The sequence below is a fragment of the Nocardia sp. N2S4-5 genome (assembly GCF_044628355.1).
In the GTDB taxonomy this organism is placed as follows: Bacteria; Actinomycetota; Actinomycetes; order Mycobacteriales; family Mycobacteriaceae; genus Nocardia; species Nocardia wallacei_B.
Genome location: NZ_JBIUPM010000001.1, coordinates 3,395,851 through 3,409,181 on the forward strand (window position 1 = coordinate 3,395,851; position 13,331 = coordinate 3,409,181).

Annotated in this window: 12 protein-coding genes; 4 read left to right on the plus strand and 8 right to left on the minus strand. The window is 68.6% G+C overall.

What is annotated here, in order from left to right:
• Positions 1–45: 45 nt before the first annotated feature.
• From ahcY to ACFMRZ_RS15470, 4 genes are all read right to left on the minus strand, one after another.
• On the minus strand, positions 46–1,521 hold the full coding sequence (gene ahcY / locus ACFMRZ_RS15455; protein ID WP_400179703.1) for an adenosylhomocysteinase: 1,476 nt from the start codon (positions 1,519–1,521) through the stop codon (positions 46–48).
• A 101-nt stretch (positions 1,522–1,622) separates the two neighbouring features.
• Positions 1,623–2,732 carry an alkane 1-monooxygenase gene (locus ACFMRZ_RS15460; RefSeq protein WP_400179704.1) on the minus strand — a complete coding sequence of 370 codons (1,110 nt, stop codon included), beginning with the start codon at positions 2,730–2,732 and terminating at the stop codon, positions 1,623–1,625.
• 374 nt (positions 2,733–3,106) lie between these two features.
• A complete protein-coding gene (locus ACFMRZ_RS15465) occupies positions 3,107–3,799 on the minus strand; it encodes a response regulator (protein ID WP_400182870.1) in 693 nt (230 codons plus the stop codon).
• Positions 3,799–5,325, minus strand: coding sequence for an ATP-binding protein (locus ACFMRZ_RS15470; RefSeq protein ID WP_400182871.1), 1,527 nt, complete (start codon positions 5,323–5,325; stop codon positions 3,799–3,801). The genes ACFMRZ_RS15465 and ACFMRZ_RS15470 overlap by 1 nt, the downstream gene beginning before the upstream one ends.
• A gap of 199 nt (positions 5,326–5,524) precedes the next feature.
• On the opposite strand from ACFMRZ_RS15470, the gene ACFMRZ_RS15475 reads away from it, so the two are divergent.
• On the plus strand, positions 5,525–6,877 hold the full coding sequence (locus ACFMRZ_RS15475; RefSeq protein ID WP_400179705.1) for a cation:dicarboxylate symporter family transporter: 1,353 nt from the start codon (positions 5,525–5,527) through the stop codon (positions 6,875–6,877).
• 100 nt (positions 6,878–6,977) lie between these two features.
• Here the strand turns inward: ACFMRZ_RS15475 and ACFMRZ_RS15480 are convergent, their stop codons facing one another.
• The 3 genes from ACFMRZ_RS15480 to cofD are packed head-to-tail and all read right to left on the minus strand — an operon-like array spanning position 6,978 to position 9,996.
• Complete coding sequence (locus tag ACFMRZ_RS15480) at positions 6,978–7,496, minus strand: NUDIX hydrolase (protein ID WP_400179706.1); 519 nt, start codon at positions 7,494–7,496, stop codon at positions 6,978–6,980.
• Positions 7,497–7,510: 14 nt separating this feature from the next.
• Positions 7,511–8,866 carry a coenzyme F420-0:L-glutamate ligase gene (locus ACFMRZ_RS15485; protein WP_400179707.1) on the minus strand — a complete coding sequence of 452 codons (1,356 nt, stop codon included), beginning with the start codon at positions 8,864–8,866 and terminating at the stop codon, positions 7,511–7,513.
• Positions 8,863–9,996: a 2-phospho-L-lactate transferase gene (cofD, locus tag ACFMRZ_RS15490; protein WP_400179708.1), complete on the minus strand. Its 1,134-nt coding sequence runs from the start codon at positions 9,994–9,996 to the stop codon at positions 8,863–8,865. The genes ACFMRZ_RS15485 and cofD overlap by 4 nt, the downstream gene beginning before the upstream one ends.
• A 446-nt stretch (positions 9,997–10,442) precedes the next feature.
• On the opposite strand from cofD, the gene ACFMRZ_RS15495 reads away from it, so the two are divergent.
• Entirely contained in the window at positions 10,443–10,676 is a 234-nt protein-coding gene (locus ACFMRZ_RS15495; protein WP_024799873.1) for a WhiB family transcriptional regulator, read from the plus strand.
• Positions 10,677–10,730: 54 nt separating this feature from the next.
• On the opposite strand, the gene ACFMRZ_RS15500 is transcribed toward ACFMRZ_RS15495, so the two are convergent.
• Positions 10,731–11,207, minus strand: coding sequence for a metallopeptidase family protein (locus ACFMRZ_RS15500; protein WP_400179709.1), 477 nt, complete (start codon positions 11,205–11,207; stop codon positions 10,731–10,733).
• A gap of 116 nt (positions 11,208–11,323) precedes the next feature.
• Here ACFMRZ_RS15500 and ACFMRZ_RS15505 point away from each other — a divergent pair, with 116 nt between their 5' ends.
• Together ACFMRZ_RS15505 and ACFMRZ_RS15510 are read left to right on the plus strand one after the other, a co-directional pair.
• On the plus strand, positions 11,324–11,716 hold the full coding sequence (locus ACFMRZ_RS15505; protein ID WP_400182872.1) for a DUF3499 domain-containing protein: 393 nt from the start codon (positions 11,324–11,326) through the stop codon (positions 11,714–11,716).
• 180 nt (positions 11,717–11,896) lie between these two features.
• Positions 11,897–13,288, plus strand: coding sequence for a phosphomannomutase/phosphoglucomutase (locus ACFMRZ_RS15510; protein WP_400179710.1), 1,392 nt, complete (start codon positions 11,897–11,899; stop codon positions 13,286–13,288).
• The last annotated feature ends 43 nt before the right edge of the window (positions 13,289–13,331 follow it).

Below are 13,331 nucleotides of genomic sequence, written 5' to 3' on the forward strand. Positions count from 1 at the left end.
ACTCAGGGGCCGCGAACACGCCGTAGCGAAGCGAAGGCCAAAAATTCAGTACCGGTAGTGGTCCGGCTTGTACGGCCCTTCCACATCCACCCCGATGTACTCCGCCTGATCCTTGGTCAGCTTGGTGAGCGTCCCGCCCAGCGCCTCGACGTGGATGCGGGCCACCTTCTCGTCCAGATGCTTGGGCAGCCGGTAGACCTCGTTGTCGTACTCCTCCGGCTTGGTCCACAGCTCGATCTGCGCGATCACCTGGTTGGAGAAGCTGTTGGACATCACGAACGACGGGTGTCCGGTGGCGTTGCCCAGGTTCAGCAGGCGACCCTCGGACAGCACGATGATGGACTTGCCGGACTCCTTGAAGGTCCACAGGTCGACCTGCGGCTTGATGTTGAGCCGGTCGGCGCCGGAACGCTCCAGCGCGGCCATGTCGATCTCGTTGTCGAAGTGGCCGATGTTGCCCAGGATGGCCTGGTCCTTCATCGCCTTCATGTGGTCGAGGGTGATGATGTCCTTGTTACCGGTGGAGGTGACCACGATGTCGGCCGAGCCGATGGCCTGCTCGACGGTGACGACGTCGTAGCCGTCCATCAGCGCCTGCAGCGCGTTGATCGGGTCGATCTCGGTGACCTGCACGCGCGCGCCCTGGCCGGCCAGCGATTCCGCGCAGCCCTTGCCGACGTCGCCGTAGCCGCAGATCAGCACCTTCTTGCCGCCGATCAGCACATCGGTGCCGCGGTTGATGCCGTCGATGAGGGAGTGCCGGGTGCCGTACTTGTTGTCGAACTTGGACTTGGTGACCGAGTCGTTGACGTTGATCGCCGGGAACGACAGCTCACCCGCGGCCGCGAACTGGTAGAGCCGCAGCACGCCCGTGGTGGTCTCCTCGGTGACGCCCTTGACGCTCTCGGCGATCCGGGTCCACTTGCCCTTGTCGGTCTCGAACCGCTCGCGCAGCAGGTTCAGGAAGACGGTGAACTCGGCGGAGTGGTCCTCGTCCGGCGGGGGCACCACGCCGGCCTTCTCGTACTGGGCGCCGCGCAGCACCAGCATGGTGGCGTCGCCGCCGTCGTCGAGGATCATGTTGGCGGGCTCGCCCGGCCAGGTCAGCATCTGTTCGGCGGCCCACCAGTACTCCTCCAGGGACTCGCCCTTCCAGGCGAACACCGGGGTGCCCTTGGGCTCGTCGATGGTGCCGTGCGGGCCGACCACCACGGCCGCGGCGGCGTGGTCCTGGGTGGAGAAGATGTTGCAGGACGCCCAGCGCACCTGCGCGCCCAGGTCGACCAGCGTCTCGATCAGCACCGCCGTCTGCACGGTCATGTGCAGCGATCCCGAAATCCGCGCCCCCTTCAGCGGCTGTACCTCCGCGTACTCGCGCCGCAATGTCATCAGGCCCGGCATCTCGTGCTCCGCCAGCCGAATTTCCTTGCGGCCGAACTCGGCCAAGGACAGGTCCGCCACCTTGTAATCGATCCCGTTGCGGTGGTCGGCAGTCATCTTGCTGCTCACTGCGGTCGTCATCTGCCTCTCCTGGTCGGCGTGTACTCAGGAAAGGCTAGCCGCTTCCATGCGTACGCGATACGCAAGGGAGGTGGGGAGCGCCCGCGGCAGGGGTAGCGCCCCTATGCGGGAGCGGCCGAACCGTAGACCGCCAGGATCCGGCCCCGTTTGCGCGGTGAGATGTTGGCGCGCATGATGTCGCCGCGGTAGTGGGCGAGCACGCGCGGGTCCATCACGCGGCGCCACAGCGGCGGGATGGCCGCGAGCAGGATCATCGAGGCGTAGCCGGCCGGAAGTTGCGGCGCCTCTTGGGAACTGCGCAGCGTCTGGTACCGGCGGCCGGGGTTGGCGTGGTGGTCGCTGTGCCGCTGTAGATGGAACAGGAAGATGTTGGTCACCAGGCGGTCGGAGTTCCAGCTGTCGGCGGGTGAGCAGCGCGCCCACATGCCGTTCGGCCGCTTGCTCCGCATCAGCCCGTAGTGCTCGACATAGTTCACCGTCTCCAGCAGTCCGGCCGCCAGCACCGCCTGCAGCAGCAGGTACGGCAGCATCTTCGGGCCGAAGGCGACCAGCAGCGCACCGTAGAGCACGACCGTCATCGACCACGCCTGCAGGATGTTGTTGTGCACGCTCCACCAGCCCAGGTTCCGGCGCCGCAGCCGCTCGTGCTCGAGCCGGATACCGGAGCGGAAACCGCCGATCACACTGCGGGGCAGGAACTCCCACAGGGACTCGCCCAACCGGCCACTGGCCGGATCCTCCGGCGTCGCGACCCGCGCGTGGTGGCCCTTGTTGTGCTCTACATAGAAGTGCCCGTACCCGGACTGCGCCAGTGCGACTTTCGCCAGCCACCGCTCCAGGTGCTCGACCCGGTGCCCGAGTTCGTGCGCGGCGTTGATGCCGATGCCGCTCATGAAGCCCAGGGTCGCGGCCAGGCCGAGCTTGTCGACGACGCGCAGTCCGTCGTCGGCCCACAGGTAAGAGGCCACGAACAGGCCGATCAGCTGGATGGGCAGGAACAGATAGGTGCACCACCGGTAGTACCGGTCGTTGGACAGCCGTTCGTAGTCCTCGTCGTGCGGGTTGTTTCCGTCCTCGCCCACCACCCAGTCCAGCACCGGAATGACGATCAGCACGACGATCGGCCCGAGCCACCAGAACACGGGGTACCCGGTGTGCAATACCAGTTGCGAAGGCAATAACGCGCAGCTGGGAGCGACCAAGCCGAGCACCCATAGATACCGCTTCGGATCAGGCGAACCCGAGCGTTTGCCGACCGTTTGCACTTTCGCCCCGCTAAAGAAGACCCTGGAACTGTTGCTTGTAGATATGTACGCCCATCTCTACTGTTACACCTCACCAAAGCCGGGAAGGGTGACCACCGTTACATACCTCGCAGTACTTTCTTAAGTCTTCACTCAGGCGATATCCGACACCGCACACCGCAGGCAAACACCGGAGGTGCTCGCACACCTCATGCCGCGACTCGCGCGTCGCCGACTGCTCTCGACAGCCGGAAACCTTGCCAGCCGACGGCGAGATTCCACAATAGGGGTGTGAAGTGATTGTTATATAACACAAGATGTTTCGAGCACAGCGGCCCTAGTCAGCGCCGCCACACATAGCGCACCTGCGGACGTCCCGCCCGACCGTAGTCGCTGCGCCGGTCCACCACCCCGTCCTCGGCCAGCCGTTCCAGGTAGCGCCAGGCGGTGACCCGCGAAACCCCTACCGCGCGGCCGGTTTCCGTGGCCGACAGGCCGTCGCTCGCCGCGCGGACCGCCCGCGAAACCTCCTCCAGGGTGTGCGGCGCGATGCCCTTGGGCGCCGTGGTCTTCGGGTCGGCGGTGCGCAGGGCGCTGAACGCCCGGTCGATATCGTGCTGAGTGACGGTGGACGCGCCGGCCGCCAGGGCCGCGCGATACTCCAGATAGCGATCGAGCTTCTCCCGGAACGCCGCGAATGTGAACGGCTTCAACAGATACAGCGCGACGCCGTGCGCGACGGCGGAACGAACCATCTCCAGATCGCGGGCCGAGGTGATCGCGATGACATCGGGCCGCGGGCGCAGCCGGGCCAGCGCCGCGGCCACCTCCAGGCCGCCGATGTCGGGCAGGCAGATGTCCAGCAGCACCAATTCGATCGGCGCGTCCGACTCGGCCGCCCGGGACGCCGCGCGCAGGGCGTCGCGGCCGGTACCGGCGACCGCCGCGACCGTGAAGCCCGTCATCCGCTCCAGATACGCACGGTGGGCGGCGGCGATCTGCGGCTCGTCCTCCACGATCAGCACCCGGACGATCATCGCGGAATCCGCACCACGACAGCCGATTCCGCGGACCGCTCGGCGCGCAGGGTGCCGCCGTGCCGCGCCACCAACCGCCGCACCAACGCGAGACCGAGGCCCTGGTGATCGGTCTTGGTCGAATAGCCCCGCTCCATGGCTCGGGCGAACACCTCCTCGGACATGCCCGGCCCGCTGTCCGCGATCCGGAGATAGAGCCCGGCCTCCTCGTGCCGCACGGTCACCTCCACCCAGGCGTCGGGGGTCTGCGCGACCGCGTCGAGGGCATTGTCGACCAGATTGCCCACCAGGGTCACCATTTCCTGCGCGGTCAGCGGGGCCGCGGTATCCAGCACCGTATCGTCCGCGACGGTCAGCTCCACACCGCGCTCGATCGCCTGGTCGACCTTACCGAGCAGCAGCGCCACCAGGGCCGGCTCCCGCACCGCGCCGGTCAGCCGGTCGATCAGGGCCTGCGACAAGCGCAGCTCGGCCGTGGCGAACTCCACTGCCTCCCGGTAGCGGCCCAGCTCGACCATGGTGACGACGGTGTGCAGCCGGTTGGCGGCCTCGTGCGCCTGCGAGCGCAGCGAATCCGCCAGTCCCCGAACCGAATCCAACTCCCCCATCATGTCGCGCAGCTCGGTGTGGTCGCGCACGGTGAGCACCGTGCCCAGCGGCCGGCCCGACCAGCGCACGACGTCCTGGTTCACCACCAGCACGCGCTCGGCGGTCACGTGCATCTCGTCGCGCACCACCTGGAGATCCATGCGGCGCAACGAGATCGGTAGATCGGTGCGGCGGACCGGTCCGTCCGGCAACTCCAGCAGCAGCCGCGCCCGATCGTTGACGACCGCGGCGGTCTCCGCGTCCCGATCGAACACCACCAGCCCCTCGTGGATCGAGTGCAGCACGGCGTCGTGATGCTCGTAGAGGCTGCGCAGTTCGCCCGGTGCGAGACCGTGGGTCTGGCGCAGCAGTCGCCGCCGCAGCAGCAGCGAGCCGAGCACCGCCAGCAGCAGGCCCGAGCCCGCGGCGCCGAGGATCAACGGCAACTGCTGCCGCACCTGATCGCCGATGCGCGCCCGCGTCACGCCCGCCGAGACCAAGGCGACGATGCGGCCGTCGGCGTGCACCGGAGTCACCGCGCGGATGGACGGGCCGAGTGAGCCGGTGTAGGTCTCGGTGAACGTCTGTCCCGCCAGCGCGCGATCTATGTTGCCGCTGAACGGCTTTCCGATCCGGTCCGATTCGGTATGGGTGTAGCGGGTGCGGTCGGGCGCCATCACGACGATGAAATCCACGCCGGTCTCGCGGCGGATCCGCTCGGTTACCGGTTGCAGCCGCGCGGTCGGGTCCGGGTCGTCCAGCGCGGCCGCGGTCGAGGGCGCCTGCGCGAGGGCCACCGCGATGCCGGTGACCCGCCGCGCCGTCGCCTCGTCCTGGTCGCGGCGCAGCTCCCACACGGTCAGCGCCACCCCGACGGCGACGACGGCCACCAGGACGACCAGCTGCACGAGGAAAACCTGGCCCGCCAGCGTCATCCCGCGCGGGTCGCGACGTTTCACCAGCACCTCCCGGTGAACGAAATGTACGAAATAGTGACCTCGATCACGGTAGCCGCCACCATTGTCGACAGGACGCGTAGCCCGGCTCACCAGCACAGCGCGCGTCCGGCCCGGGAAGCGGCGACCCCCGCGCGGGCAACCGAGGGACACCGCAGTACCGGAGGAAACACAACCCATGTCGGAACAGACACGGCCGCGACGACGCGACCGGACCCACTGGCTCTACCTCGCCGTCATCGCGGCGGTGGTGGCCGGCGTATTCGTCGGCTGGCTGGCGCCCGGGTTCGGCAAGTCGGTCGGCGAGCTGGGCACCATGTTCGTCAACCTGATCAAGATGATGATCTCGCCGGTCATCTTCTGCACCATCGTGCTCGGCATCGGCTCGGTGCGCGCCGCCTCGCGAGTGGGCAAGGTCGGCGGACTGGCGATCGGCTACTTCCTGGTCATGTCGACCATCGCGCTGGCGATCGGACTGGTGGTCGGCAATCTGCTGGAACCGGGCAGCGGGCTGAACATCGCGAGTCACGCGACGGATGCCGCCAAGTACGTGAAGCAGGCCGAGGGCGCGGGCGGCACGTGGCAGTTCCTGGAGAGCATCATCCCGACCTCGCTGCTGTCCGCGCTGACGGCGGGCAGCGTGCTGCAGACGCTGTTCGTGGCGCTGCTGGTCGGCTTCGGCATCCAGGCCATGGGCCGCACCGGTGAGCCGATCCTGCACGCGGTCGGGCTGATTCAGAAATTGGTGTTCCGGATCCTGACGATGATCCTGTGGCTGGCGCCGATCGGCGCGTTCGGCGCGATCGCCAATGTGGTGGCGTCGACGGGGTTGGCGGCGGTGCAGCAGTTGGCGCTGCTGATGGTCGCGTTCTACCTGACCTGCGTGGTGTTCGTGTTCGGCGTGCTGGGCGTGTTGATGAGGGCCACGTCCGGCGTGTCGATCTTCAAGCTGGTCCGGTATCTGGCGCGGGAGTATCTGCTCATCGTGTCCACCTCGTCGTCGGAGTCGGCGCTGCCGCGGCTGATCGCGAAGATGGAGCATCTGGGGGTGGAGCGGAGCACCGTCGGCATCGTGGTGCCGACCGGCTACTCCTTCAATCTCGACGGCACGGCGATCTACCTGACGATGGCGACGCTGTTCATCGCCGACGCGATGGGCAAGCCGCTGTCCTGGGCCGAGCAGTTGGGCCTGCTGTTGTTCATGATCGTGGCGTCCAAGGGCGCGGCGGGCGTGACCGGCGCGGGCCTGGCGACCCTGGCCGGCGGGTTGCAGAGCCACCGGCCCGAACTGCTGGACGGCGTCGGGCTGATCGTCGGCATCGACCGGTTCATGTCGGAGGCCCGGGCCGTCACCAACTTCTCGGGCAACGCCGTCGCCACCGTGCTCATCGGCACCTGGACCAAGACCATCGATGCCGAGCGGGTGCGCTCGGTGCTGGACCGCGAGGTGCCGTTCGACGAGACCAGCATGGTCGACGACGACGACACCGCGAACACGCCACAACAACACAGAGACCTGGTCCCGGCCTAACCCGCCTTGTTCCCGGGCCGGGACCAGCGCGCCGGCGTACTCCACTTCCCCCCGAGTGTGAGTGCGCCGGCGCTTCCACGTCCGGAGGGTCCCGGCGCGGTCAGCGCAGGATCAGGTCGGTGTCCGACGGCAGCGCCCCGACCGGCCACCAGCGCAGGTCGGTGGATTCCGAACTCTTCACCGGCACAGCGCCTTTCGGTGCCTTGATCTTGAACACCAGATCCAGGTGACGGGTGGGTACGCCCAGCGAGCAGGTGATCGGATGGGCCTGGACGCCGTAGAGCCCGGGTTCGAGGGACAGGCCGTCGATGCCCGACTCCTCGGTGGCCTCGCGCAGGGCGGCGGCGGGCACGGTGGCGTCGAATTCCTCGCAGTGCCCGCCGAGTTGGATCCACAATCCCACCCGCGGATGCAGGGTCAGGAGCACCTCCCGCTCGTCGTGCGAGAACACCATGGCCGAGGCGGTGATGTGCCCCGGCGCGTGCTCACGCAGGCAGCCGCGCGGCGACGCGCCCAGGAACGCCAGCATCGCCTGACGCAGCGACTGCTCGACTCCCATTGCCGGAGACCAGGTTTCGAGCAGGTCGGTGGCCGATCGGTGCAGGGATTCCGCGCTCATCTATTCCTTCCGGTTCACAGTTCGATCAGACCGGTCCCCGGCTCCCGGGGCTCGCGCGGGGTCAGCTCCTCAATCGGATAGCCGATCGCGATGCCGCCCAACGGCTTCCAGTCCGGCCCCAGCCCCAGCACCTCGCGGGTGATCTCGGGGGCGAAGATGGTGGACCCGATCCAGCAACTGCCGACGCCCGCGGTGGCCAGCGCGACCAGCAGGCCCTGCACGGCCGCGCCGACCGCCACGGTGAACATCGTGGACTCGGCCGCGCGGCGGCGCTCGTCCGGATAGTCGTGCGCGCCGTCGGGCACGCAGAACGGGATGATCACCTCGGGCGCGTCGAACAGGATGCGGCCGCGGGCGATCCGGCGCTCCACCCGGTCCGGCGCCAGTCCGTCCGCGGTCAGGTCGGCCCGCCACTTGTCGGCCATCGCCGTGAGCAGCCGTTCGCGCACGCCGTCCCGGCGCAGCCACACGAAGCGCACCGGCCGGGTGTGGTGCGGCGCGGGCGCCGTGAGGGCCACCGCGACCGCGGACCGGATCAGCTCGGGATCGACCGGGGTGTCGGCGAATTGCCGCACCGAGCGCCGCAGCAGCACCGCTTCCGCGCGACCGCGCTCGAGCGCCTCGGCGGTGCCCAGCCAGAACAGGTCCTCGTCCCCGCGCCGCAGCAGCGCCGCGGCGGTGGAACCGTCGTCGTAAGGAGTCCAGCCGCGCACCACCGCGACCGGGACGCCGCCCAGCTTGCCTTTCACCAGATCGGCGGCGGCGGCCAGCTCGTCGGCGACCGCCACCTGGGTGACGTGAAGTTCGTTGCCCTGCCCGTCGATCGCGCCGGCGTAGTCGTGCACCACTCGCAGCCCGGCCGCGCCGATCGCGGCGTCGGTCTGACCGATCCGCCACGCGCGACCCATGGTGTCGGTGATCACCACCGCGACGTCGACGCCGAGCCGCGCGAACAGCGCGGCCCGCAACGCCTTCGCGCTGCCGTCGGGATCGGCGGGCAGCAGCACCAGTTCGCCCTGTTCGACGTTGGACCCGTCGATGCCGGAGGCCGCCTGCACGATGCCGATCTTGTTCTCGGTGATCAGCGTCCGGCCCTTCTGCGCCAGCACGCGCACCGCCTCCTCGCGGACCAGCTTGCGCCGCAGCGTGTCCCGCTCGTCGGGGTCCAGCGGCGCGGCCACTACCCGGCCCTCCACCTTGGCGACGATCTTGCTGGTGACCACCAGCACGTCGCCGTCCCGCAGCCAGGGCGCCTGCGCCGCAAGGTGTTCGGCGAGATCGTCACCGGGGCGGAACTCCGGGAGACCGGTCACGGGCACGATCCGCAGTTCGCCGCCGGGCGCGTGGTCGGTCACCCGCGGTGCGTTCACGGCTTCACCCCCGCGATATCCAATGCCTCCCGGACCATTTCGGCGGTGGCGGCCGGGTCGGTCATCAACAGCGGCACGCTGCGCACCTCCACGCCCGGGACCTCGGCGGTATCGGTCGAATGCACCAGCCAGCCGTCCAGGATGCCGGTGTCGGACCGGGCCCCGTAGTGACGGCCGACCGCCTCGGCGGAGGTCTCCACGCCGATCACGGACAGGCACTCGTCGGCCATGCCGCGCAACGGTTTTCCATCGATCACCGGTGACAGGCCGATGACCCGCGCGCGCGTGGTGCGCAGGGCCCCGCGAATACCCGGCACCGCGAGGATCGCGCCGATGCTCACCACGGGGTTCGAGGGGGCCAGCAGCACCACATCAGCGGCAGCTATGATTTCCGTCACATTAGGGGCAGGTTTGGCCTGATCCGCCCCGATTGTGACGAATCCATGGGTCTCAACGCTCGCGCGATAGCGTACCCACCACTCCTGGAAATGAATCGCGCGACGTTCGCCAGGCTTCTCCGAGTCGCTGATGACAACATGCGTTTCACATCTGTCGTCGGTTGCCGGTACAAGTTTCACGCCGGGCTGCCACCGATTGCACAGGGCCTCGGTGACCGCCGAGAGCGGGTACCCGGCACGCAACATTTCACTGCGAACCAGATGCGTGGCGATATCTCGATCGCCGAGCCCGAACCAATCCGGTTGGGCACGGTATTTCGCCAGCTCCTCCTTCGCGTGCCAGGTTTCCCCGCGCCGGCCCCAGCCGCGCTCGGGATCTATGCCGTCACCGAGGGTATACATGCAGGTGTCCAGGTCGGGACAGATCCGCAGCCCGTGCATCCAGACGTCATCGCCGACATTGACGATGGCCGAAACATCGGCCTCCGGCAGCAGTTCGCGCACCCCCAGCAGGAAGCGTGCGCCACCGACTCCGCCGACCAGCACGGCAATGCGCGGTCCGGTTCCGGGCGCGATGTCCGCTTGTTCTCCAGTCACATCCGCACAGCCTATGCGGTACTCGGAACGGCATGCTCCGGAGCATATTTGCTGGTCATTTGCTACTGGGCGGTTACCGAACCGCATCGAAGAGGGCGGCGGATAGTAACGGAATTGTGTCGGCAGCTTGACCATCGCCGCGTCCGGCGTGTCTAATCACAGACATGTCATTCCGGGTCGGCGCGAGAGTTCAAGGCGCTGACCGTTTTTCGAACACCCGTTCGTACCGGGATGACGCGCTCGGGGATGTCCGCGGGACAACGTCGCGGTGTTGGGCCGTCGGTGGGCAGATCGGTTCCGACGGATAATCATTCTGCGCTAACACACAGTGAGGAGGCGGAGCGATGGCCGAGGACGTGGCCCCGTCGGGCAATCCGGGCGGTGTATCGCAAACCGATTCCACAGCAGGCGCAGCACCTGGCGCCTGCACTGAAAGCCGGAACGACGAACGAGAGGGGGGAGCCACGGTGACTGCCGGGGAGGGCTCGGGAAACCGAGCGCAGCATGGAGGCCAGTGGGCACGGACGCAGCAAGCGCCCGAACCACCGACACTGAGCCTCATCGTCACCGACTTCGATGCGATGTTCGACAGCATCGAGGAACAGTGGCAGGAACGGGCCCTGTGTGCCCAGACGGATCCGGAGGCGTTCTTCCCCGAGAAGGGCGGCTCGACGCGGGAGGCGAAGCGGATCTGCATGGGCTGCGAGGTCCGTGACGAGTGCCTGGAGTACGCACTCGCGCACGACGAGCGCTTCGGCATCTGGGGCGGTCTCTCGGAGCGAGAGCGCCGCCGCCTCAAGCGCGGCATCAGCTGAACTCGGGGGTCAGGGAAACGCCTTGGCCCCCAAGTTTTTTCATTCCTCCGCTACTCAGTCCTCTTCCGGATCGATGACATCCGGATCGACGCCCAGGTAGGTGGCGATCTGCTGGACGAGGACCTCGCGGAGGAGATCCACCAGGTCGTCGGGGTCGCCCGCGCGCAACTCCAGTGGCTTGCGGAACAGGACGACGCGGGCCCGGGTCGTGGCGCCGTGCCGGTCCACACCGGCCGGGACCAGGCGCGACAGCGGCACCGGGCCGTCGGCCACCACCTCGTCCGGCCAGGTCACCGAGTCCGGGTGCAGCGGGCGGATCTTGGGCACGTCGTCGACCGCGATGTCCAGTTTGGTGAGCCGGTCGTGCCACCGGCTGTCCAGCGGCGCGAACGCCTCGAGCACCAGCCGGTCGAACTGCTGCCCCCGGGTGCGCCACGCGGGCACGGTCGGTGGCAGCATGGGCCCCCGCACCCCACGCCCACGACGGATCACCGACCGCGCGGTGGGCGGCCGCTTGCGTGAACGGGTCATGCGTCGAATCTAGTACTCCGGGGATTGCGGCCCGAAACCCAGTGAACCCGGCCGCATCCTCGCGTGTCTCACCGCACGACGGCGCGCGGAGAGTTACTCTCCTTGGCGTGATTCCCATGCGTCGTTGCTGTCGACCCGGCTGCAAGAATCCGGCCGTCGCGACGCTCACCTATGTGTACTCGGACTCGACGGCCGTCGTCGGCCCCCTGGCCACCGTCGCCGAACCGCACTCCTGGGATCTCTGCGACACCCACGCCTCCCGGATCACCGCCCCCAAGGGCTGGGACATGGTCCGCCACGAGGGCGGGTTCTCCGCCCCGGACGAGGACGACCTGACCGCGCTGGCCGAGGCCGTCCGGGAAGCCGGGATGCGCCGCCGGTCCCCGGAGCCGGACCACCGCGGCTATGCCGACAATCCTCCCGCTCCCCCGCGACCCACCCGTCCCGGCCGCCCCGCGCGCACGGGCCGCCGCGGGCATCTGCGCGTGCTTCCCGACCCGCCCAGCTGAGCCGCGACTCCCCCGGCCACGAGCCACCACCATGTGTAGCGCTCCCCACGACCATCGCGCCGATGCGGCGTCTCCCGCACGCGCCGCGGCTGTTCGCCTACGGCGAAGTAGGGGTGTTCTCGGAACACCCACAGGCGTACCGAATACGTTCCACACCGTCGGCCTACTAGGGTGTTGCCCATGACAGTCGCCCGGTCTGCCGAGTCCGTGAAAGCAGTTGTCAAGGCCTACGACGTGCGCGGTGTGGTCGGGGAGCAGATCGACGCGGACTTCGTCCGGGACGTGGGCGCCTCCTTCGCCCGGCTGATGCGCGGCGAGGACGCGACGCGGGTCGTCGTCGGGCACGACATGCGGGAGTCGTCGCCGGGACTGGCCGAGGCCTTCGCCGACGGCGTGCTGGCGCAGGGCCTGGACATCGTGCACATCGGCCTCGCCTCCACCGACGAGTTGTACTTCGCCTCCGGGCGGCTGGGCTGTCCGGGCGCCATGTTCACCGCGAGCCACAACCCCGCCCGCTACAACGGCATCAAGCTGTGCCGGGCCAACGCGCTCCCGGTCGGCCAGGACACCGGCCTGGCCACCATCACCGCGGAACTGACCGACGGCGTGCCCCGCTACGACGGCGCCCGCGGCGCCGCGACCGAGCAGAATCTGCTCGACGGGTACGCCGAATTCCTGCGCGGGCTGGTCGATTTGAGCGGCATCCGGTCGCTGAAGGTCGCCGTCGACGCCGGCAACGGCATGGGCGGCTACACCGTTCCCGCCGTCCTCGGTCCCGTCCCGCAGCTGACCGTCGCACCGCTGTACTTCGAACTGGACGGCACCTTCCCCAACCACGAGGCCAACCCGCTGGACCCGAAGAATCTGGTGGATCTGCAGCGCTTCGTCCGCGAGACGGGCGCCGACATCGGACTGGCCTTCGACGGCGACGCCGACCGCTGCTTCGTGGTGGACGAGCGTGGCGAGCCGGTCCCGCCCTCGGCGGTGACCGCGCTGGTGGCCGAGCGCGAGCTGGCCAAGGAGCCGGGCGCCACCATCATCCACAACCTCATCACCTCGCGGACGGTGCCCGACCTGGTGACCGAGCTGGGCGGCACGCCCGTGCGCACCCGCGTCGGGCACTCCTTCATCAAGCAGCAGATGGCCGCCACCGGCGCCATTTTCGGCGGCGAGCACTCCGCGCACTACTACTTCCGGGACTTCTGGGGCGCCGACTCGGGCATGCTCGCGGCGCTGCACGTGCTGGCGGCACTCGGCGAGAAGGACGGGTCGGGTACCGCGTCGACGATGTCGGAACTGGCGGCCGCGTACGCGACCTACGCCGCCTCCGGCGAGATCAACTCCACGGTGGACGACGCGCAGGACCGCACCCGCGCGGTGCTCGCGGCGTTCGAGGGGCGGGCCCGATCGGTCGACCGGATGGACGGCGTCACGGTCCAACTGCCCGAGGGCGCCTGGTTCAACCTGCGCGCCTCCAACACCGAACCGCTGTTGCGTCTGAACGTCGAGGCCCGATCTCAGGAGGAAGTAGACGCACTCGTGACCGAGATCCTGAGCATCGTCCGCGGCTGACTGGAATAGTGGAATCACAAGGTGCGAATTCGTTCGCAGTTAA